This is a genomic window from Bradyrhizobium sp. 31Argb, from assembly GCF_043638955.1.
GTDB lineage: Bacteria > Pseudomonadota > Alphaproteobacteria > Rhizobiales > Xanthobacteraceae > Bradyrhizobium.
Genome location: NZ_JBEGDB010000033.1, coordinates 1 through 19,725, shown reverse-complemented (window position 1 = coordinate 19,725; position 19,725 = coordinate 1). Strand labels below are relative to the sequence as shown.

Annotated in this window: 21 protein-coding genes and 3 pseudogenes; 17 read left to right on the top strand and 7 right to left on the bottom strand. The window is 61.8% G+C overall.

All coding sequences use genetic code 11. The annotated features are described in order from the left end of the window. Positions 1-73: 73 nt before the first annotated feature. The 3 genes and pseudogenes from AAFX91_RS09260 to AAFX91_RS09250 all read left to right on the top strand — a co-directional run. A pseudogene (locus AAFX91_RS09260) lies at positions 74-167 on the top strand (MBL fold metallo-hydrolase); the annotation flags it as partial. 214 nt (positions 168-381) lie between these two features. Next, a complete protein-coding gene (locus tag AAFX91_RS09255) occupies positions 382-1,950 on the top strand; it encodes a class I adenylate-forming enzyme family protein (RefSeq protein WP_394566251.1) in 1,569 nt (522 codons plus the stop codon). Positions 1,951-2,239: 289 nt separating this feature from the next. Next, positions 2,240-2,365 (top strand): hypothetical protein, encoded by a 126-nt coding sequence (locus AAFX91_RS09250; protein ID WP_394566250.1) that lies wholly within the window; start codon positions 2,240-2,242, stop codon positions 2,363-2,365. A 303-nt stretch (positions 2,366-2,668) separates the two neighbouring features. Here the strand turns inward: AAFX91_RS09250 and AAFX91_RS09245 are convergent, their stop codons facing one another. Then, on the bottom strand, positions 2,669-4,852 hold the full coding sequence (locus AAFX91_RS09245; RefSeq protein WP_394566249.1) for an ATP-binding protein: 2,184 nt from the start codon (positions 4,850-4,852) through the stop codon (positions 2,669-2,671). 146 nt (positions 4,853-4,998) lie between these two features. On the opposite strand from AAFX91_RS09245, the gene AAFX91_RS09240 reads away from it, so the two are divergent. Next, complete coding sequence (locus AAFX91_RS09240) at positions 4,999-5,190, top strand: hypothetical protein (RefSeq protein WP_394566248.1); 192 nt, start codon at positions 4,999-5,001, stop codon at positions 5,188-5,190. Here AAFX91_RS09240 and AAFX91_RS09235 read toward each other — a convergent pair. Then, positions 5,150-5,452, bottom strand: coding sequence for a hypothetical protein (locus AAFX91_RS09235; RefSeq protein ID WP_394566279.1), 303 nt, complete (start codon positions 5,450-5,452; stop codon positions 5,150-5,152). The two genes, AAFX91_RS09240 and AAFX91_RS09235, sit on opposite strands and share 41 nt — an antisense overlap. Positions 5,453-5,641: 189 nt before the next feature. Here AAFX91_RS09235 and AAFX91_RS09230 point away from each other — a divergent pair. Both AAFX91_RS09230 and AAFX91_RS09225 read left to right on the top strand, forming a co-directional pair. Further along, positions 5,642-6,154 (top strand): annotated as a pseudogene (locus tag AAFX91_RS09230) (DNA ligase); the annotation flags it as partial. Positions 6,155-6,199: 45 nt separating this feature from the next. After that, positions 6,200-6,448 carry a hypothetical protein gene (locus AAFX91_RS09225; protein ID WP_394566278.1) on the top strand — a complete coding sequence of 83 codons (249 nt, stop codon included), beginning with the start codon at positions 6,200-6,202 and terminating at the stop codon, positions 6,446-6,448. A gap of 351 nt (positions 6,449-6,799) precedes the next feature. Here AAFX91_RS09225 and AAFX91_RS09220 read toward each other — a convergent pair whose 3' ends face one another. Next, positions 6,800-7,261, bottom strand: coding sequence for a hypothetical protein (locus AAFX91_RS09220; protein WP_394566247.1), 462 nt, complete (start codon positions 7,259-7,261; stop codon positions 6,800-6,802). Between the two features lie 151 nt (positions 7,262-7,412). Here AAFX91_RS09220 and AAFX91_RS09215 point away from each other — a divergent pair, with 151 nt between their 5' ends. From AAFX91_RS09215 to AAFX91_RS09190, 6 genes and pseudogenes are all read left to right on the top strand, one after another. Next, positions 7,413-7,835, top strand: coding sequence for a cupin domain-containing protein (locus AAFX91_RS09215; protein WP_394566275.1), 423 nt, complete (start codon positions 7,413-7,415; stop codon positions 7,833-7,835). A 223-nt stretch (positions 7,836-8,058) separates the two neighbouring features. After that, entirely contained in the window at positions 8,059-9,045 is a 987-nt protein-coding gene (locus AAFX91_RS09210; protein ID WP_394566246.1) for a GlxA family transcriptional regulator, read from the top strand. Positions 9,046-9,220: 175 nt separating this feature from the next. Beyond that, positions 9,221-9,862, top strand: coding sequence for an HD domain-containing protein (locus AAFX91_RS09205; RefSeq protein ID WP_394566245.1), 642 nt, complete (start codon positions 9,221-9,223; stop codon positions 9,860-9,862). Positions 9,863-9,985: 123 nt separating this feature from the next. Beyond that, a pseudogene (locus tag AAFX91_RS09200) lies at positions 9,986-10,237 on the top strand (nitroreductase family protein); the annotation flags it as partial. Continuing rightward, positions 10,158-10,628, top strand: a complete 471-nt coding sequence (locus tag AAFX91_RS09195; protein WP_394566274.1) for a nitroreductase family protein — start codon at positions 10,158-10,160, stop codon at positions 10,626-10,628. The pseudogene AAFX91_RS09200 and the gene AAFX91_RS09195, both read left to right, overlap by 80 nt. Before the next feature lie 22 nt (positions 10,629-10,650). Then, positions 10,651-11,196: a DUF4863 family protein gene (locus AAFX91_RS09190; RefSeq protein WP_394566244.1), complete on the top strand. Its 546-nt coding sequence runs from the start codon at positions 10,651-10,653 to the stop codon at positions 11,194-11,196. A gap of 137 nt (positions 11,197-11,333) precedes the next feature. Here AAFX91_RS09190 and AAFX91_RS09185 read toward each other — a convergent pair whose 3' ends face one another. Then, positions 11,334-11,837, bottom strand: coding sequence for a cupin domain-containing protein (locus AAFX91_RS09185; RefSeq protein ID WP_394566243.1), 504 nt, complete (start codon positions 11,835-11,837; stop codon positions 11,334-11,336). 14 nt (positions 11,838-11,851) lie between these two features. Then, positions 11,852-12,727 (bottom strand): SDR family NAD(P)-dependent oxidoreductase, encoded by an 876-nt coding sequence (locus tag AAFX91_RS09180; RefSeq protein ID WP_394566242.1) that lies wholly within the window; start codon positions 12,725-12,727, stop codon positions 11,852-11,854. Positions 12,728-12,829: 102 nt separating this feature from the next. Between AAFX91_RS09180 and AAFX91_RS09175 the strand changes: the two genes are divergently transcribed. The 3 genes from AAFX91_RS09175 (at position 12,830) to AAFX91_RS09165 (ending at position 15,716) form a co-directional block, all read left to right on the top strand. Beyond that, a complete protein-coding gene (locus AAFX91_RS09175) occupies positions 12,830-14,053 on the top strand; it encodes a Rieske 2Fe-2S domain-containing protein (RefSeq protein ID WP_394566241.1) in 1,224 nt (407 codons plus the stop codon). A gap of 71 nt (positions 14,054-14,124) precedes the next feature. After that, positions 14,125-14,481 (top strand): non-heme iron oxygenase ferredoxin subunit, encoded by a 357-nt coding sequence (locus tag AAFX91_RS09170; protein ID WP_394566240.1) that lies wholly within the window; start codon positions 14,125-14,127, stop codon positions 14,479-14,481. Beyond that, on the top strand, positions 14,478-15,716 hold the full coding sequence (locus AAFX91_RS09165; RefSeq protein ID WP_394566239.1) for an NAD(P)/FAD-dependent oxidoreductase: 1,239 nt from the start codon (positions 14,478-14,480) through the stop codon (positions 15,714-15,716). Before AAFX91_RS09170 ends, AAFX91_RS09165 begins: the two co-directional genes overlap by 4 nt. Positions 15,717-15,728: 12 nt before the next feature. Here AAFX91_RS09165 and AAFX91_RS09160 read toward each other — a convergent pair whose 3' ends face one another. After that, positions 15,729-16,364, bottom strand: coding sequence for a MarR family winged helix-turn-helix transcriptional regulator (locus tag AAFX91_RS09160; protein ID WP_394566238.1), 636 nt, complete (start codon positions 16,362-16,364; stop codon positions 15,729-15,731). Positions 16,365-16,538: 174 nt separating this feature from the next. Here AAFX91_RS09160 and AAFX91_RS09155 point away from each other — a divergent pair, with 174 nt between their 5' ends. Together AAFX91_RS09155 and AAFX91_RS09150 are read left to right on the top strand one after the other, a co-directional pair. Further along, positions 16,539-17,723: an ABC transporter substrate-binding protein gene (locus tag AAFX91_RS09155; RefSeq protein WP_394566237.1), complete on the top strand. Its 1,185-nt coding sequence runs from the start codon at positions 16,539-16,541 to the stop codon at positions 17,721-17,723. A 340-nt stretch (positions 17,724-18,063) separates the two neighbouring features. Next, complete coding sequence (locus AAFX91_RS09150) at positions 18,064-19,311, top strand: amidohydrolase (protein WP_394566236.1); 1,248 nt, start codon at positions 18,064-18,066, stop codon at positions 19,309-19,311. Positions 19,312-19,346: 35 nt separating this feature from the next. On the opposite strand, the gene AAFX91_RS09145 is transcribed toward AAFX91_RS09150, so the two are convergent. Next, a partial coding sequence (locus AAFX91_RS09145; protein ID WP_394566235.1) for a transposase occupies positions 19,347-19,725 on the bottom strand: 379 nt, incomplete at its 5' end.

The following is a 19,725-nucleotide window of genomic DNA, read 5'->3' as shown; positions in this document are numbered from 1 at the left end:
CCACGCTGCGTCCCAACTTTGGGGGCACCGATCGAAGGCGCTCGTTGCCGCCCGTCGCAAATACAATGAGACGATCGCCGCCAAGCCGACTGCGGCGTTCGACTAAGTGGGGTCAATTCGTCATACCCCCCGATTTCTTCACGCGTCTCATCTACCACGGCGTGTGACATCCGTTGCCGCTTTTCTGACACCGCACTGCAGGACTACGCCGCGAGCAAGAATGCATATCGGATCTCATTTCCGGTCTGCAGAAGTGCGGCGTGAATGCCAAGTTATCGCAGCAGGCATCTCAGAAAGGCAGGCGAAACCGTAACACCGGCTTACAGACGTAATCCCGCTGAAATGATTAGGTATTGAAATCTGCATAAATCGAGCCGCTCCATGTCAAGACAAGGAAAGCGGCCGATGAAACCGTCAATACCAACCGAAGCCTTGATGCAGCAGGCACAGTCTCGCCCCGAAAGCACAGCTTTCATCTTTCACGAAGACGTGTGGACCTATCGGAGGCTGGCTGACGAATCCGAGCGCATCGCGCGAGGGCTTGCGGCGAGTGGCGTGAAGGCGGGGGATCGTGTCGTGCTGCATATGATGAACCGGCCGGAAATGCTGGTCGCCTATTATGCGTGTTTCAGGCTGGGCGCGATCGCGGCGCCGCTTCGCACCGCGTTCGAGTTTGCCGAACTCGCGCCCATGCTGCAGCGGATCCAGCCGGCGCTCTATATCGGCCAAGCCTCTCTCTACCCTAATGTTCGCGAGGTCGACGCCGCGATCCTTCCTCTCGAAGAACGCGTCATCCTCGATGACGCTGATGGAGCGCATGGTGTGCAGCCGTGGGAGGTTCTGAAACATTCCTTAAATGCGGATTTGCCGACCCCGGCCTCAAACGAGCCCGCCGTGCTGATCAACACCTCTGGGACCACCGGCCAGCCCAAATTCGTCGTTCATACGCAGGACACGCTTGCGGCAGCAGCGCATCTCACGTGCAAGCATTTCAACTTCTCGACGGATGACGTCATGATCTCGTCATCGCAATTGGCGCATGCCAGCGGCCTCTGCGGCGCGCTGAGCTATATCCAAGTTGGAGCGCCCTTCATCATGCTCCAGAGCCCGGACCCGGACATCATCCTTGACAGAATTGAACGCCATCGCGCTACTCGGATGTTCGGTTTTCCTTACCAGTACGCGGGACTGCTTAAGGCGCAGCAGGCAAGGCCGCGCGACTTGTCGTCACTCCAGATTTGTCTGACCGGAGGTGACGTTTGTCCGCTCGATTTGCAGAAGCAGTTCACGGCAGCCGTGGGGGCCCCCCTTTATAACATTTGGGGGGCTACTGAGGTCCCAAGTCACCTGAGCTTCGGAACGCGACCCGGACCCGTCCTTCGCATCCCCGAGGAGGCCCAAATTCGGCTTGTGGACGAGAATGGTGCCGATGTTGCACGTGGTGAGATCGGCGAACTCCTGGTCCGCGGCAGCAATGTTTTCGTCGGCTACTGGAACGATCCAGCGGCAACTGCGCAGAGCCTTAAGGACGGCTGGCATCATACCGGTGACATGATGCGACGCGGGGAGGGGGACGAACTCTGGTTCGTGTCGCGCAAGAAGGACATCATTATCCGTGGCGGGACCAACATCTCACCCGTCGAAGTGGAGGAAGCCTTGCTTGCCTGCCATCCGGCAGTGCAGGAGGCGGCTGCCGTCGGCAAGCCCGATCCGGTGCTTGGTCAGCGCGTGGTCGGGTTCGTCAAGCTCGCGGCTGTTGCGAAGGAAAGCGTGGTCGCCGAGATTGTTCGGGACGTTGCGACCCGCCTTGCTCCATATAAGGTTCCTGAAGACCTTCGGGTGATCGATGCGTTGCCGCGCAATACGTTGGGCAAAGTCGACCGCAGGACATTGGAAAGAATGGCGAGCGGCGGCTCTCGAGCATCGGGCGACGAGCGGCCGGCCGCGTAGACAGCTCCACAGCAGAGACCAACTGACACGACCATGGCAGAGCCGCCTGCCATTGTCGTGCGCTCATCATTACTGATGGCCGTCAAAAGCACGCGAGGAAACCTCTGAGCGCCAGCCACCTGAACAATCTCCTATGAATCTGAGACAACTCACCTGGTTTCGAGCGGTCATCGCTTAGGGCTCCGACTCTTATCATGTCGCATCGAAACGACTCTTGCCGCGCCAGGCCGCCGGCCGACGCTGAGATGTTGAAGAGGGCCTGACAAAGACCAGCAAGACCGAAGTTGCGTTGCTTGACGGCGGCGATCCGCCCGAGTCACCGTCCTGCGAGACGAAGACGGCGCATGGCTACTTCGGCATCGAAGCCAAGGCTGCCGACACCATCGCCGATTTCATCAATCGCAGTAGCAACTGACCACGCTTACTGTGGAACCGCCACCATATTCTGATCGTTGCGCCACGCATGACCGCTGATGGCCCAAAGCCGAATAACACCAATGCCCATTGCGACGTCAGCGGTCAGCTGTAGCCGGACGTTGGTGAGCTCGCCTCCACCGCTGATTTGGACCCGCAGCGGATCAAGGCTCGTCGACTGCTGCCCGCCGTTGAACCGGGACTTACGTCAAGTGTGAAGGAAGTACAGCTTAGATTCACCGGCGTCCGGTAAACCTCGTTAATGGCGCCATGCGCGGCAAGAAAGCAACGGCAGGAGATCATCTCAACCTTCGTGCAGGATTGACCGCAAGCGCGCCGCCAAATCTGACATGCGGAACGGTTTGTCGATAATCGGAAATTCCCCCACCGCATGATGTCGTTCCAGCACGTCTCCCGCATAGCCCGAGGCAAGCAGGACCTTGATGCGCTTGTTCAATCGCCTCGCTTCGCGTGCAACTTCTATGCCGTTGATCCCGTTTGGCATCACGATGTCACTTAACACCAGATCAAATTCCTCGCTCTGGAGCATCCGAAGGGCTTCAGTGCCATTCCGAGCGCAACGAACCTGATAGCCCGACCTGGTCAGCATCTCCGACGTGAGGTCCAGAAGATCGTCGTTGTCTTCGACAACCAGGATTCGCTCCGAGCCGGCCGGAAATGCTTGGGATTGGACCTCTTCCATTTCGACCTCAGGCTTTTGCGTGGCTTTGGGCAAGTAGAGAGCGACAGTGGTCCCCTTTCCCAATGCGCTTTCGATCGCAATGTGCCCGCCGGACTGACGGACAAAGCCGTAGACCATGCTAAGGCCGAGCCCGGTACCTTTGCCCACTTCCTTCGTTGTGAAGAAGGGCTCAAACGCGCGGTCCCGCACCTCGGGGGGCATTCCAAAACCAGTGTCTCTGACAGACAGCTTGACGTAGGATCCGGGCAAGCACCCCGCCACGGCTCCTTCGTTCACGACGATGTTCCTCATCTCGATATCGAGCACGCCGCCATCGGGCATGGCGTCGCGCGCGTTCAGGGCCAGATTGAGCAGAGCGGTCTCCAGCCGCGCCGGGTCGACATGGCACAGCCACAATCCTTCACTGGTCCACACCTTGACCCGGCACGCTTCCCCGACGGCTTTGCGGATGAGTCCCTGGAACTCGGAAACAAGCTGGTTTGCGTTGACCGGTTTTGGATTCAATACCTGCCGGCGCGAGAAGGCCAGAAGCTGCGCCGTCAGTTTCGCCCCCCGATCGACAGCACGCCGTGCAGCCGCGGCGAACTGCCGGGCTTTGTCAATATCGTCGCCCGCCTCGATAAGTTCGAGGTTCGCTGAAACCACCGTGATCAGGTTGTTGAAATCGTGCGCGACGCCACCGGTGAGCTGGCCGACGCTCTCCATCTTCTGGCTCTGGTGGAACTGCTCCCTCGCTTCGGACAATTCGTGCTCACGGTGCTTGAGCGCATCGGCCATGGCGTTGAACGCCGTGGCGACCCGTGCGATTTCCGAGTTGCCCGGGATGTCCACACGCCGGCCGAATTCGCCGAACCGCCATCGGTTCGCAGCGTCAACCAATTCCGCAAACGGGCGCTGGATGAACCGCTGGGCGCCCCACGCCGTCAGGATCAAAACAAGCAGGGCGCTCATGACAATGAACAACACGTCGCGTCGCGTGCGATGTTCGATCTTGGTGAAAGTCTGCGCCCTGCCGAGGCCGAAGCCGACAAGAAGATCTTCCCCCACAGCGGCGAAGCCGACAATTCTTCGCACGCCGTCAATGTTGACCATATCCGCTACGGTCCCGTTGTCGAGCATCGGGTCTTCACCAACGGGCAACTTCTTGCCGACAAACACGTCATTGTCAGGATAGCGAGCGAGAACGATGCCGTTGCGGTCCGTGATGGCGAGCGCAGCTCCCGCCGGAACGCCCTTTTTCGCGATGTAGTCGGCGAGCCAGTCGAGGCTGAGGGCCGCTATAACGACGCCGCCCATGCGATCCTCGTCGTCGTAGAATGGCAGCGCGAACTGAACGACATTGCGACCGGTCGTTCGGCCGATTGCGAACTCTCCGACCGTGAATTTTCCGGTTTTCACGACGCTGGCAAAGTAGGGACGTCCAGCTGCGGTAGCCGGCTTATGCTCTCTGGCTGAGTCGCAGAAGGCGTCGCCATTCATGTCGACCACGATAAAGACGATGAACTCCGGGTATCGTTGCTTGATCCTGGAAAGGTAAGCGTCGCATCCCTGGACGTCCTTCGCCTTTATCGCCGGAAGCTCCGAAAGCGCTATCAGAGCCTGACGAACGCCCTGGACGATCTGTTGCTGCTCGGCGGCGGCGAGCTTGGCGAGCCCGAGTACTTCGTCCTGTACTTCAACTTGGCGCGTGCGACGCAGGTCGATTTCGTTGTACGCCTGTATCGCGATTGCCGGCAGCATGGCCGCAGCCACCAGCGCGAACAGGCGTGATAACAGGCTGCCCATTACTAGCATTTCCCACTCACGATCAGCCGCACGAGACCGACCGCGCCAGTCCACCGACAAGCCCCATTGTGTGAAGCGTTCTCCGAACTGCAATCGGAAATGACGCCAAGCGGTGGCGCTCCGAGGCTTGATAAAGGCGATGCCGAATGTGGGCGATATCGAACCTGGAAGCACTGGTCTTCGTCGCATTGATGCCGAATTTCGTCGATCAATTGCCGGATCTCGTTGCCGACAAAAGCCGTGATGCCGCGCTTGGACGCTTCGTAAGCGCGTCCAGCTCTTCGAATGCCATGAAGGTCATTGGCGTGGCTGCGCATTGTTGTATTCGAGGTCGCTGATAACGTCCGTGACCTTGCCGGAAATTACCGCTTTTGAGATCCGTGTGTGGCAATCGTTGAATGATGGCGGGGAGCCGTTCGGCAACTTCGCGGTTTCGACCATCTGCAAGGCGGTGTCGTCGTGAAGCGCCATCAGTACAGTCACCATCAAACGCCGCGCCTGCTTGTCGTTTTCCAACGACTCGGTGACCAAGCTGATCACTCGGAACGCGTGGTCCGCGGCGAGCACACACAGCTTGTCATACTCTCTTGGTGGAAGCATGGTTATTCCCCTTTCGTTTCTTTTTCGTGGGTCGGCTTGCTTGTCTTTCCCGACTTGTGCGCTGCACTGCCGCTGCACCAGTTTGAGGTCGCGGGATCGTGTTCGCGGCCGAGACAGTGTAGGGAGCCGATCCATGCAATGCGGCTCATATTCACGTCTCCACGATCTTCTCGTCGTCCATCGCCGCTCGATCTGCTCTATCTCAACGGCCGCGATCTGCGAAAGCTGCCGCTGGCGCAAGGCGTACCTGAAGAAGATCATCGGCGATACATTATCCAGTTCAGTGAGAGCTTCGAGGTCGATGGCAAGAAGATGTACGCCCCCGCCCGCAAGGTCAGGCTCGAAGGCCTCATCTCAAAAGTGCGCGACAGCGCCTACACCTCTGGCCGGGGCAACAACTGGGTGAAGAAAACCTCCGTGCAGCGGGAGACGCTGGTGATCGCAGGCTTCGCGCTCGACGGCAACAAATGGGACGGCATCTATGTCGGCCGCCGAAAGGGCGAGGACCTGATCTATGCGGGTAAGGTCGATCACGGTTCGACAAGGCATCCGCTGCCGATCTGCAGAAGCGCCTGACGCCGCTGATCCGGGAAAACGCAACCTTACACGAAGCGCATCGCGCACAAGGGCATCTGGGTCGAGCCCGAGCTTTACCGGGCGAAGTCCGCGCAAGGAGGCATCCACACGAACCCGGCGATCCGTTTGTCTGAGGAATCGTCACCAGCCTGCATTGCAGGATCGCCTGCGGTGCGCAATCGCCCCGATGCTCAACGGCAGCTTCTGCTCCATCGCCTGCTACACAAGCGCCGCTTCGCCAAATTCGACCGCGAGCAGGTCGACCATCACCTCGGCTTCCTGCTGCTGGCGCGCTTCATACGCCAGTGCGTCGTCGCTCTCGCTATCTATCTCTGCATCAAATTCCGGCAACCCGCCGCACTGATCAGTTCGTCGCGGAGAGCCGGCGTGGAGATAGCACCCATGGCCGACCGTCATTGACTGGTGTCGTGCTACCAGTCTTTTGCTATCAAACTGAACCGGCGGCATTACAGGGCTGTTTCAGTCCGTCGGCAAACGATTGCGATTGTAGTCGAGCGGCCAAAGTTATGGCGGTCGGAAAGAAGACCGGTCTAGGCTGGCCCGACCGGACCTCTGGTGAGGTCTGTTATTGCGCCGCTATCAGGGCGCAGCGCACAGCGACCTCACCCGCATCGTGATCTGCGGTGCCGGTTATAAGTACCTCGCTCGACTAGGACATGCTACTCATAAAGGCGCAGATGTCTGGTTCTGACGTCCAAGCGGAGTCTTCCGATCAGTCGGAGCATTGCCGCTCGTGACCCAACTTCGCCATCACTCCTCCGGTACCCCAGCCAAGCGCATGCCCTCGTAGATGCGCTCGCGTTGGGCGAGGTAGGTCGGGTTGTCTGTGTAAGCGCCGTCCCGGTAGATACGGATAGTGAAGCTCGGAACAAGCCTTAGTCCAGCCTTTGCGGCGGCTCTCGCGTGATCCAGCGAGCCCAGCAGCGCTAGTGCAGCACCGAGTAAGAAATGCACGAGGGGATAAGTTCGGTTGGCTTCGATGCTGCGGCAGAACCAGCCGAGCGCTTCCGAATCGGCCGAAATCTGCAGCTTGGATGCGCCGATTATTGCGAAGGGCGCTGTGGTCATTGTCAATGGCGCGATGGAGCGGCTCGGCTGGGTAGCTGCGGGATTCGCTCTGGCAGCTCTGTTGTCGGTGCTGCTCAGCGGCAGCAGAACGTCAGGCCGAAGGTGATGGCGGCGGCGATGGCTTCCCGTCGGAAGCTTCACCATGACCATCAGCTCGGCCCTGCGTCCTGGTTTCAAGAAGTTGCGTGAGCTCGTTAGAAGAGGAGATGCGATGATGTCGATCAGTGGATTTGCCTATCGGATTGGTACTGTACCAAACCCTCGAGGTATCATGGCGAACACAGCGAGAAGAGCACTGCGAACGGCCGCCGTCCCGCTGATAGCAGCTGCGATCGCCCTGGGAGCCTCCCCGGCGATCGCGCAGGTCCGAGAGCAGGTGAAAGTCGCCTTCGCGCACGCACTGCCGAATATCGAAGGAAAGAAGCTGGTTGCTGTAACGGTGACTTATCCTCCCGGAGCCAAATCGCTCGCTCATCACCACGCAGCGTCAGCTTTTATCTACGCCTATGTGCTGTCCGGGGCCATCCGCAGTCAAGTCGGCGACGAACCCGCGAAGATCTATCACGCAGGCGAAAGCTTTTACGAAATGCCCGGTTCACATCACAGGGTCAGTGAGAACGCGAGTGATAACGAGCCCGGCAGCTTACTGGCCGTCTTCGTTGTGGATTCCAAGGACGAGCCCCTGACGACGCCAGACAAGGCGCCGGGATCACAATAACGGCGCGACAAATTCGCCTGTTGCCGTGACGATCTTTTTTGGACCTGCATGGGGCCGCCTGGTTGGCCGCCGGGAGAGCAATATCGATCAATAGACGTCCAGAGCCCCAGTTTGATCCCGGATGTACGGATGTTCGTTCTGTTGCCTCCTGGATCCCGCCAGGCCTTTTACAGAGTCCGGACTACCTGCATAATGAGGCTCCAGGGTGGAGGGGCTGTAGCAGGTGCCGGTACAAGCTGTCGCGATCGTCGTCTGTGAGGGGGTCCAGGCCCTGGACGTGGCGGGCCCGATGGACGTGTTCAGCGAGGCGAACACGTTTCTCGGCAGCGCGGATCGCTACGAAACCGCTTTGGTTGCTGCTCATCGCAATCCGCTGCGCGCATCGAACGGCATCCGCATGGTCGCCGACCTGACCTTCGAAGAGGCGGCGGGCGGCTTCGACGTCGTTCTGGTGGCCGGCACTCCGACGCCACCGGAAGCGGAGCCCGAACCGTGCCTGCTTCAGTGGGTCAAGGAGCTGCCGTGGCGCTCGAGCCTTTATGGATCGATCTGCACAGGAGCTTTTGTGCTTGGTTATGCCGGCCTCCTGGACGATCGGCGTGTAACAACCCATTGGCAGGATGCACGGGCCCTGGCGGCCAGGTTTCCGAGAGCAAAAGTCGAGCCGGACTTGATCTATGTCCGCGATGGACGGTTGATCACCGCGGCGGGTGTGACTGCCGGGATAGATTTGGGCCTGGCGCTCGTCGGGCAGCGGCACGGTGCCGAAACGGCGCTCAAGGTCGCCAAGCGGCTGGTCGTGGTTGCCCAGCGCCAGGGCGGACAGTCGCAGTTCAGTCCGTATCTCACAGCCCCTGCCGATCCCGAATCGCCGATCGCGCGCATCCAAGACCATGTCATGGCCAATATCGGGGATCGGCACACGCTGGAGTCGCTGGCCGCTGTCGCCGGCATGAGCCCGCGGAATCTGGCCCGACATTTCGGGCAGGTGACCGGGACCACACCGCACGAATTCATCGAGCGCGCACGCGTTGATGCGGCGCGCATGATGCTGGAAGCAAGCGACCGGCCGCTGAAGGCCATTGCCTTCGATTGCGGCTTCGGATCGGCGGATCGGATGAGGATTGTCTTCAGCACCCGTCTTGGCGTGACCCCTGTCCAATATCGCGCCAGCTTCCGTCGGGCGGAATCGGAAGAGATCGCGGGCTAACCGACGATAGAGCGGCTGTCTCCAGCTGCTACGAATGCTCCGACAGGCCTGTTGTCAGGAAACGACGGACGGCTGTCCTGATCCATAGCATCCCGCTCGTTGTCCGGTGCCGGGCTCTGTTGCCTAATACCGGCAAGCAAGCAGCAGCCCACTATTCAACCGAGGAGATTGCTCCATGTCCGAGATCATCGCCGGCGTCCGGGTGCCTGACAGTGCTATCGCTCGCGCCGCCACGCAGCTGGTGCGCGATACCGAAGATGACCTGCTCTACAACCACAGTCGCCGCGTCTTTCTTTGGGGCGCGCTGACCGGCGAGCGCCGCACGCTGAGATACGACCCGGAGCTGCTTTACCTCGGCGCCATGTTCCACGACATGGGTCTCACCGAGAAATATTCGAGCCCCGATCTGCGCTTCGAGGTCGATGGCGCCAATGCCGCCCACAAATTCATGAAAAGCTACGGCGTGCCCGAGCGTGACATCGAGGACGTCTGGACTGCCATCGCGCTCCACACGACGCCCGGAATCCCCGAGCACATGCGCCCGACGATCGCGCTGGTGACCGCCGGCGTGGAGATGGACGTGCTCGGCATCGCCTATCACGACTTCACGCATGAACAGCGCGACCATGTCTGCGTCCATCATCCGCGCGAGAAAAACTTCAAAGAGAATATCATCGATCACTTCGCCAATGGCATCATCAAGAAGCCGCTGACGACGTTCGGGAATGTGAAGGCCGACGTCCTCGCGCTGAAGGACATGAACTATGTCCGTCAGAACTTCTGCTCGATCATCCTTGGCTCCGCCTGGCCGCACTGATCGCTCGTTGCCATAAAAGGAAGTCGATATGGGCATCAACCATGCGGCGATATCCGGTCCTAAAGAAACCGTGATCGGCAGGCGTGAGAATGGTGCCCTTGCGCAGAGCCCGATCGACAGATCTTGGTTGGGCGGTTTGCGTGCCGCGAGTTTTGCGACGTTCCGGTCCCTCGACGGACGATCGAGCAGATCCTCCGTGTCGTGCGGTTCGCGCCCAGCGGTGCGAACATCCAGCCTTGGCACGTCAACGTGCTGGCTGGCGCGGCCAAGGACAGAGTCTCGACGGCGCTGCTGGATGCACACCAAAACTCACGTCTCGGAATACAAGTACTACGCCAGCGACTTACCCGATCCATACCTCAAGCGGCGACAGGAATTCGGACGACTGTTCTATGGTTCGCTCGGAATTGCTCAAATCGATCTCGAGGCGAGGAGCAGACAAACCGCCAAGAACTACACATTCTTCGGCGCGCCAGTGGGATTGATCGTGACCATCGACCGTCGCCTGGAAGTCGGAAGCTGGCTCGACCTCGGAATGTTCGTGCAGAACGTGATGCTCGCGGCGGCGGGACGCGGGCTTCAATCGTGCCCGCAGGAAACGTTCGCAAAATACCATCGAATTTTGCGCCCGCTGCTGTCAATTCCGGCGGAGCAGATGGTGGTGTGCGGTATCTCGGTCGGGAAAGCCAAGGTTGAGCGGCCGGATAGATTGATGCCGCGGGCGGACATTGATGAGTTCGCCACGTTCGTAGGATTCGAAACGTAATAGTCGAAGAGGAGAGATCACCATGGGAAGCCGAGAAGAACTGATTCAGCGCAGCATTCCGTTTCTCCGGGAAGTCAAGGACATGACGCCTGGCGCCGAGATGGAACGTTGGCTTAACGAGACATACGGCGAAAACAGCGCGCTCTACCAGGATCTGGCTCGCCTGATCAAAATCGGGGTCGAGGAGGGATGGGCGGCAAACCAGGAGGTGGACGGCCCGAATTACCGGCGCAGCCGCATCCTAGAGCCCACTCCCGAAACGTTCCAGTTCAGCATCACCGCCGTGTACATGAACAGCGCCGATCCGCGCCGCTTCAAGGACGAGGACGACCACGACGTGCTGCGCGGCCAGTACCACGGCCATCCCTATGGCGAACTCAACCTCGTGGTGCCCCTGAACGAGGGCGCAGAGTTGAAGGGATTGCAGGGATGGCAGGGACCGGGCTGGACGGCGCCGGACCCCGGCAGCAGGCACTATCCCGAGGTCAGGGGCGGCGCGGTCATTGCGCTGTTCTATCTGCCGGCCGGACGCATCTCCTACGATTTCAAGGCTCCGTCTGATCGGTAACCGAACTCCGAGGTGGCTCGATACGATGGCTCCTCCGCTTTGGAGCAAAGGAAATGGCGCCAGTTTATCCGTAGACGGTCAAGGCCGATAACCCGGTGCCGACCCAGTTGTCCGTCGGAGCCGGCCGGTCCGTTGAACTATGGCTCGAGAAGGGTGGTCAATTCAGCTCCCTCATCAGCGACAAAGACGGCTATCAGTTCGGCCGGTTCGGTGTTGCTCGCGTTGGCGGAAACGAGATGCGTCGCGCCGGGCGGTTCGAAGAACGATTGCCCTACCTCGAACGTCTCCAGCGGGCCACCGCTCAGCTGTGAGCGGACCTGACCTTTGGTGATGTAGGCGGTCACCGAGCCGCCGTGGCGGTGCGGCGGCGTGAAGGCGCCTGGCCCGTAGCTGACGCGCACCACCGTGACGCGCTTGCCCGGCACATTCGGCAGCGCGTGCGAGGAAATCACCTCGACCTTGTTGGGCGACGAAGACATCTCGGCGCACAGCGACGCCGGGAGTGCTGTTGTCGCGCTCATAGCCAGCGCAATGGTCTTGGCGATCCCAACCGCGCAGGCGAAGCCGGTGACGACGGCCAGTGACAGCGGGTGCCAGTCGCGCTCCGCGAACGGCGCCAGGGTTGCGATTGCAATCCGCATGGGTTTCTCCTCTCTCAGGTCGCGACGTTTGGCTTGAACACGGACAGCGGCGCGGGATCGCGGCTCGGCGGCGGCGGGACCTTGCCGTCGACATCGGTGAAGCCGTATTCGGCCGCCAACTCCGAGGCGAGCAGGATCTGGCCGCTTTTGGCCATCACGCCGGGATCGGCGGCGAGCGCGGCGACCGCGCGCCCGGCGAACACCGGCGTCTCGCCGCGCTCGGCAATCAGTTTGGCGAGCGCCGGCGGCACGCGGTCGGGCTGCGCCGCAAGCTTCTCGCTCTTGATGTAGCCGGGCCAGATCGAGACCGCGGCAATGCCGAACGACTTCAGCTCATGCGCCATGTCGCGCGCCATCCGGTCGACGCCCGACTTCTGCACGCCGAACGGAACGTTGAACGTGTAGCGGACGCCGCCGCCGGAGGACGTATTGACGATCAGGCCGCGCTGCTGCGGCAGCATCAGCGGCACGGCGAACTGGCTGGCGACGAAATGCGAGCGCAGGCCGACGCGGTGCATGGTGTCCCACAGCGATGCCGGGACCTGCCAGAACGGCACATTCACAGGCATCACGCTCGGCGCTGCGAACACGTTGTTGACGAGCACGTCGAGCCGGCCGTGGTCGCGCCGGACAAGGTCGAAGACCTCCTCCACCGAGCTGTCATCAGCATGATCGCACAGCACGCCGATGCCTCGGCCGCCGGCCTCATTGATCGCGGCGATGGTCTCGTCGAGCGAGCCCGGCCATTCCGATCCGCCGCTATTCCGCGTGCGCGCCGTGACGATCACGGTCGCGCCGGCTTCGGCGAGGCCGATGGCCACACCCTTGCCGACCCCGCGGCTTCCTCCTGTCACAAGCGCGATGCAGTTCCCAAGCCGTCCCTTGGTCATGCGATTCCCCGATATGCCTTTCCTGGAAGATAACTTGACAACAAGCTTCCTAGGAAGATAGTAGGCCGAGAACGCCGGAGGCGTCAACCAGGGAGGTTCGCGATGGTCACGAGGGAAGAGAACGAATTGCTGTGCCGCGTCACGGGCGACGCGCCGATGGGACGGATGCTGCGCCAGCATTACTGGCTGCCGGCAGTGCTCTCGGTGCGAGTGCGCAAGGGCGAGGTGCCGGTGCGGGTCAAGCTGTTCGGCTGCAACTTCGTGGCGTTCCGAGGCAAGGACGGCACGGTCGGATTTCTCGACGAGGCCTGTCCGCATCGTGGCGCCTCGCTCGCGCTCGCGCGCATCGATGACTGCTCGCTCACCTGCCTGTTTCACGGCTGGAAGATCCGCGCCGATGGCGCGGTGCTGGACGTTCCTAACGAGCCGAACAATCCGAAGGAATTCGCCAAGACGGTCAAAGCGAAGGCCTATCCGACGCGCGAGGGCGCCGGCTTGATCTGGGTCTGGCTCGGCGAAGGCAATGCGCCGCCCCCGCCGGACTTCGAATGGATGGATCTGCCGCCGGACCGGGTCTACGCCGCCGGCATCGAGCTGAAGGCGAACTGGCTGCAGGGCGTCGAGGCCACCATCGATTCCTCGCATGTCGCGCTGCTGCACCAGAGCTGGACTGCGACCTCGTCGACCGATTTCGGCGCAACGCGGGTCAACACCGAAGTCGGCTATGAATTCGAGAAGAAGCCCTATGGCTTCCGCGCCGCGGCATTGCGCACCGCGCCCGACGGATCGTGCCTCGCCCGCGTCACCGAGTTCGTGATGCCGTATTACGGCCTGATCGCGCCGATCTTCTCGGGGCCCCAGCAGGATCGCACCGCGATCATCGCGGTGCCGATCGACGACGAGAACCTGATCCAGTGGTACATTTTCTACAATCCGGAGAAGCCGGTGGATTCCTGGCGCAAGGTGCAGCGTGCCAACCAGTGGCCGATGGCCGGCGGCCTGCCGGGTGATCAATCGAACAATTGGGGCCAGAACCGGCAGATCATGGATGCCGGCAACAGCACCGGCTTCCATGAGATCGTCATCGAGGATTTCGTTGTCATGGTCAGCATGGGCCCGATAGTCGACCGTTCGCAGGAATATCTGTGCTCGGCGGACCAGGCGATCGTCAGGGTGCGTCGCCAGCTGCTCGATGAGGTGCGCGGCTTCATGGCGGGAAAGCCGCCGAAGAGCGGCCAGAGCGAGACCATGTCCTACAAGGACATCCGCGCCGTCGGCGGCCGGCTCGCCTCCGCCTCCGCGGATTGGCGGCAGATTCCCCGTTGACCGGATCGGAAGCAAAGGGCGCGGACTGCATGTCCGTGTCGATGTCCCAGCTCTGATCGAGGAGATGTCCCATGATCTGGCACCGCCTGTGCGCCGTCGCGAAACTGTCGGAGGGAGAGCCGTTGGGCTTCAAGGTGAGCGACCGGCGCATCGCACTCTACAAGGTCGGCGATGATGTCTTCGCAACGGATGACGTCTGCTCGCACGCATTTGCACTGCTGTCGACGGGGTTTCTCGAAGGCCATGTGATCGAATGCCCGCTACACGGGGCGATGTTCGATGTCCGTGACGGAAAATGCCAGTCCAGCGCCTACAAGGATATCAAGGCGTTCAAGGTCGAGATCCGTGACGGCGACGTTTATGTCGAGCTCGACGGCAACGCTGCCCTGCAAGCCGCCGGTGACGGCGGCGTGGACGTCAAGCCATGAGCGGCCTTGTCGTCATCGGTGCATCCTACGCCGGCATCGAGGCCGCGCTCACCGCGCGCGAGGCCGGCTATGCCGAACCGGTGATCGTGGTCGCCGACGAGACGTTGCTGCCCTATCAACGGCCGCCGCTTTCGAAGGAATTCTTGCTTGATCAGGTCAACGCCGAGAGCCTCATTCTGCGCGACGAGGCTGTTTTCGCGAGCAAGCGGATTGAACTGCTGCTGGGGCACCGTGTCGTCGCGATCGACCGCCATGCAGAAAGAGTAGTGCTAGCCGACGGCGCCGTACTGGGCTTCGACAGACTGGTCATCGCTACCGGCTCGCGCGCGCGGCGGATAGCGGTCCGCGGGGCCGAACTCGACGGGGTCTGCTATCTCCGATCGGCCGCAGATGCCGCCGATCTCAAGGCGCGGCTCGGCCGGACGAGCGAGATCGTGATCGTCGGCGGCGGCTTCATCGGGCTCGAGGTGGCTTCGTCGGCGGCCAGGCTCGGCAAGCGGGTGACGATGATCGAGGCCGCCTCCCGGCTGCTTGAGCGGGCGGTGTCTCCGGTGGTGTCGCGCTTCCTCCTCGACATCCATACCCGGGCGGGCGTCGCGGTGAAGCTCGGCACGTCTGTTTCGGCAATGGTCGGTGGTAGGGGACGAGTGCTGGCGGTCGAACTGGACGGCGGCGTCCGCCTCGGCGCGGACCTGGTCGTCGTCGGCATCGGCGGCATCCCGAACCACGATCTCGCCGCCGCTGCCGGGCTCGGATGCGCCAATGGCATTGTGGTGGATCAACACGGTCGAACCGCACGCGAGAGCATCTACGCCGCTGGCGACTGCACCACGCACTTCAGCCGGTTTGCCGAGAACTGGATCAGGCTGGAGTCGGTTCAGCACGCGCAGGACCAGGGACGGACCGTCGGGCTTGCGATCGCGGAAAGCCATGAGCCATACAACAGCGTGCCGCGGTTCTGGTCGGATCAGCACGATCTCAAGCTTCAGATCGTCGGCCATGGCGTGCGCAGCGACCGGATCGTGATCCGCGGCTCGATCGAAGCTGGCCGGTTCTCCGTGTTCAATTACCAGCAGGGCGGGCTGGTCGGCGTCGACAGCATCAACAATCCCGGGGATCAGATGGTGGCGCGGCGCCTGATAGCAGCGGGCATTTCGCCGACGCCGAGCCAGGCCGAGGACAGTTCATGCGATCTCAGATCGCTGCTGAAGGAGGGTGACAAGGCCGTCGCGTAGCAGGTGCCGCAGCTAGTCCGCCGCCGTAAGCCGGCCGGACTTCTTCGGCGTATTCACCGTCCGCACCGCCAGCAACTTGCGGAGGCAGCGGTCGAGCATCGCGATCTCCGCCTTAGTCAACCCGCTTGCTTCGATCGTGCACGCGACGACCCTTGCCACCTCGGCGATGCCGCGGTCGGCGGTCGCGAGACCCTTGGCGGTCAGGCGGACCAGCTCGGAGCGGCCGTCGTCGCTGGCGGAGACGCGCAGCACGAAGCCGCCTTCCTGCAGCCGTGCCACGCGCTTGGTCATCGCGCCCGATGTGACGAGCAGGGCCCGGAACAGGTCGGTCGGACGCAGCTCGTACGGTTTGCCCGAGCGCCGCAGCGCCAGCAGCACATAGAGCTCGCCGGTCTGCAGCCCGACCGCCTTCGATATTTCCTGCAGGCGCATTTCGTGGAGCTGGTTGACGCGCTCCAGCCGCAACAAGGTGCAGGCGGCGGCGAGGTCGAGGTCGGGCCGTTGCTCCAGCCAGGCGGCCTCGATATCGTCGTAAAGGGTGCTGTCAGGCGGTGGCGGCTGCTTGATCGCGGGTTCGGCGCGGCGTGACACGCTGCTCTTCTTCATTCCCTTCCAGTCCCCTTCGCCGAGCGCCAATTGGGCCGGCATCCTGCGTCCCAGCAATCTAGCACCGCCAAATTCAGGTGTCGCCTCGCAACTTTCCGGTATCGCTCCAGCCCTGTGCATGGCCGCAGCGCAGCGGCCAATTGGCGCCTTGCATCGCTGTTGACAAATATCTTCCTAGAAAGAATATTCCAGGTAAGAAAAACCAGGGAGGAGCGCATGCGCGGATTTCGCGCGATATTGGTGCTGGCGGCTGCACTGGCTGCTTGCGGATCGGCCAGGGCGGCCGACAATGAACTGGTCCTCGGACAGACCATGCCCTATAGCGGGCCGGCGTCGGCCCTGAGCGCCGTCGGCAAGGTGCAGACTCGCTATTTCCAGATGATCAACGATCGCGGCGGCATCAATGGCCACAAGGTCAAGCTGATCTCGCTTGACGATGGCTATAGCCCGCCGAAGGCGGTGGAGCAGACGCGCCGGCTGATCGAAAATGACGAGGCGGTCGCTATCTTCGGCAGCATGGGAACCGCGCAGAACGCCGCGGTCCAGAAATATCTCAACGCCAAGAAGATTCCGCAGCTATTCGTGTTCGCCGCCAGCGAGCGCTTTGCCGATCCGAAGACCAGTCCCTATACGATCTCGGGGATGACGCTCTTCAGCACTGAGGCCGCGATCTATGCGCGGTTGGTGGCCGGGCACACGCCCGGTGCGCGCGTCGCCGTGTTGTACCAGAACGACGACTACGGTCGCGAATATCTACGCAGCTTCAAGGCCGAACTGGCCCGGCTCGATCCCAAGGCTGAGATTGTCGCGACGTCGCCTTACGAAGTCACGTCGCCCTCGGTCGATTCGCAGGTCGTGGCGCTGGCGAGCACCAACGCCAACGTCTTCCTCAATGCGTCGACCGGCAAATTTACCTCGCAGGCGATCCGCAAAGCGGCCGAGCTCGGCTGGCGCGCGCAGCAGTTCCTGCCGATCGGCAGCAACTTCGTGCCGACGATCCTCAAGCCGGCCGGGCTCGACAACGCTAAGGGAGCGATCTCTGCGACGCCGACCAAGTCGGTCGGCGATCCCGAATGGGCCAACGATCCTGCCTATCTGGAGTGGCTGGCTTTCATGAGGAAGTATTATCCCGAGGGCGATATCGAGGATCAGCTTAACTTCACCGGATGGAACGTCGCTGTTCTCATGACCAAGGTCATCGAGGCCTGCGGTAACGATCTGTCCCGGCAGAACATCATGAAGCAGGCCACTGCACTGAAGAACGTGGCGCTGCCAGGCCTGATTCCGGGCATCACCGTCAACACCAGCCCGGATGATTATCGCCTGATCACGTCGCTGCGCCCGCAGCGTTTCGACGGTGAGCGCTGGGTTCCGATGTCCGGTACCATGGCCGCGCAATGAGGGCCGCCGATAGTGTGGCCAAGCGGGGCCGGCCGCTAGCGGCCGTGCCTGAGCTCTCCGGTGGCGCGCCGGAGCACCTCGTGAAGCCATTCGTGCCAAGGCTTGTCCTCGACGCGTTCGTGCCAAAGCAGCCGAACCTTGGGCGAGTCATTGGACATCGCGAACGCGGTCCTTTTTCTCGCCTGCAATCCATTCTCGACCGGTTCGATCGTCGTCGTTGATGGGGGCGCAACGATCGCGGCGTGAACGACCCTGAATCGGTGGACCGCTTCAACAGGCGGGGTATCATCGAGAAAATGGAAGATGTTCGTCTATTGAACACAACGATCGGGAGGTTGGAATGGTCTGCAGGTCGGCGGCGCTCGCGATGCTCGGTGCAGGAATTCTATTCGCGGGCGCAGCTCCCGCTGCTGCCCAGCAAGGAGATGTCAACTCGCCCGATCTCGTCCTCGTCAACGGAAAAGTTCTGACCCTCGACGAACGATCCAGCGTGACCGAGGCGATCGCCGTTCGGGACGGAAAAATTCTCGCGACCGGTAGCAGCGCATCCATCCGGGCGCTCGCCGGAGCGCGCACGCAAGTGCTCGACGTGTCCGGCAAGACCGTGATTCCTGGCCTCATCGATACTCACGCTCACTTCAAGGCGGCCGGTCTCGCCGACTATGTCGTCAACATGAGCCGCGCGAAGACGGTCGCCGAAGCGCTCGAGGCGATCAAGACGTTCGTGGCCAAGAAGAAGCCGGGTGACTGGATTGTGGGCGGCGCGTGGCACCCGCCGTCGCAACTCGCCGAGAAACGGTATCTAACGAGGCAGGAGATCGACCGCGTCGCCCCCGACAATCCGGTCTATCTGCGGACCGTCGGTCATTTCTCCATGGCGAACACGATGGCCCTGCAGAAGGCAGGGGTCGACAAGAGCACCGCGAACCCGAGCGGCGGTTCCTTCGAGCGCGACGCCGCCGGTGAACTGACCGGCGTCCTCGTCGAGACGGCGATCGACCAGGTCGAGAAGGTTGTTCCGCCGTGGACCGAAGACGACGAAATCAGGCAGTTCGCGCTCGCGGAGGGGGCACTGAACAGTTTCGGGATCACGAGCGCGGTCGAAGGCGCCACGGAAGCGCGCGACGTCCGCACACTGCAGAAGATCGCCGCGTCCGGACAAGCGACGTTGCGGACGGGATTGATGTTCAGACCCGAGCCGCCCGCCGCGCTGACCGCTTGGGAGGCGATCATGTCGGGCAACGGAGCTTCGTCAGGCTTCGGCGACGACTGGGTCAAGTTCGCCGGCATCAAGATCTTTTACGATGGCGGCATGACCCTGAAGACGGCGCTAATGCGCGATGTCTATCCGGACTCGCACGATAACTACCATGGCATCACCCAGCAAACGCCCGAACGGCTCATGCAACTCGTCTCGATCTGCAATCGCTACGGTTGGCGTGTAGGCGTGCACGTCGTCGGCGATCTCGGTATCGACCAGGTGCTCGATGCTTTCGAAGCTGCCGACAAGGAAAGGTCCATCCGGGACCGTCGCTTCGTTCTCATTCACGGGGAGTGTCAGAAGTTTTGTGTAAGAGCGCCTCTGTGAGAGGTTTGCGGGGTCAGCGGACTGACCCCATGGGGTCAGTCCGCTGAGCCTGCAAAGCGCTCGCCGAACTGGATGGCAAACTGGCCCATCGCGGCCGTCCATGCAACCGGTCGTCGCCAGTGTATTCCGGCATTCCTGATGGCGAGGTAAAGCAGCTTCATCGCCGCCTCGTCGTTGGGGAAGCTGCCGCGCGTCTTGATGATCTTACGCAGCGAACGGTTCAACGCCTCGACCGCGTTGGTGGTGTAGATCATTTTGCGGATCTCCGGCGCGAAGGCGAAGAACGGGATGACGTGCTCCCACGCCCGCCGCCAGGCCGCCCCGATCGCGGGATAGCGCTTGCCCCACTCGGCTTCGAACTCCTCGAGCCTGAGCAGGGCGGCGTCGGCATTCTCGGCATGATAGATCGCCTTG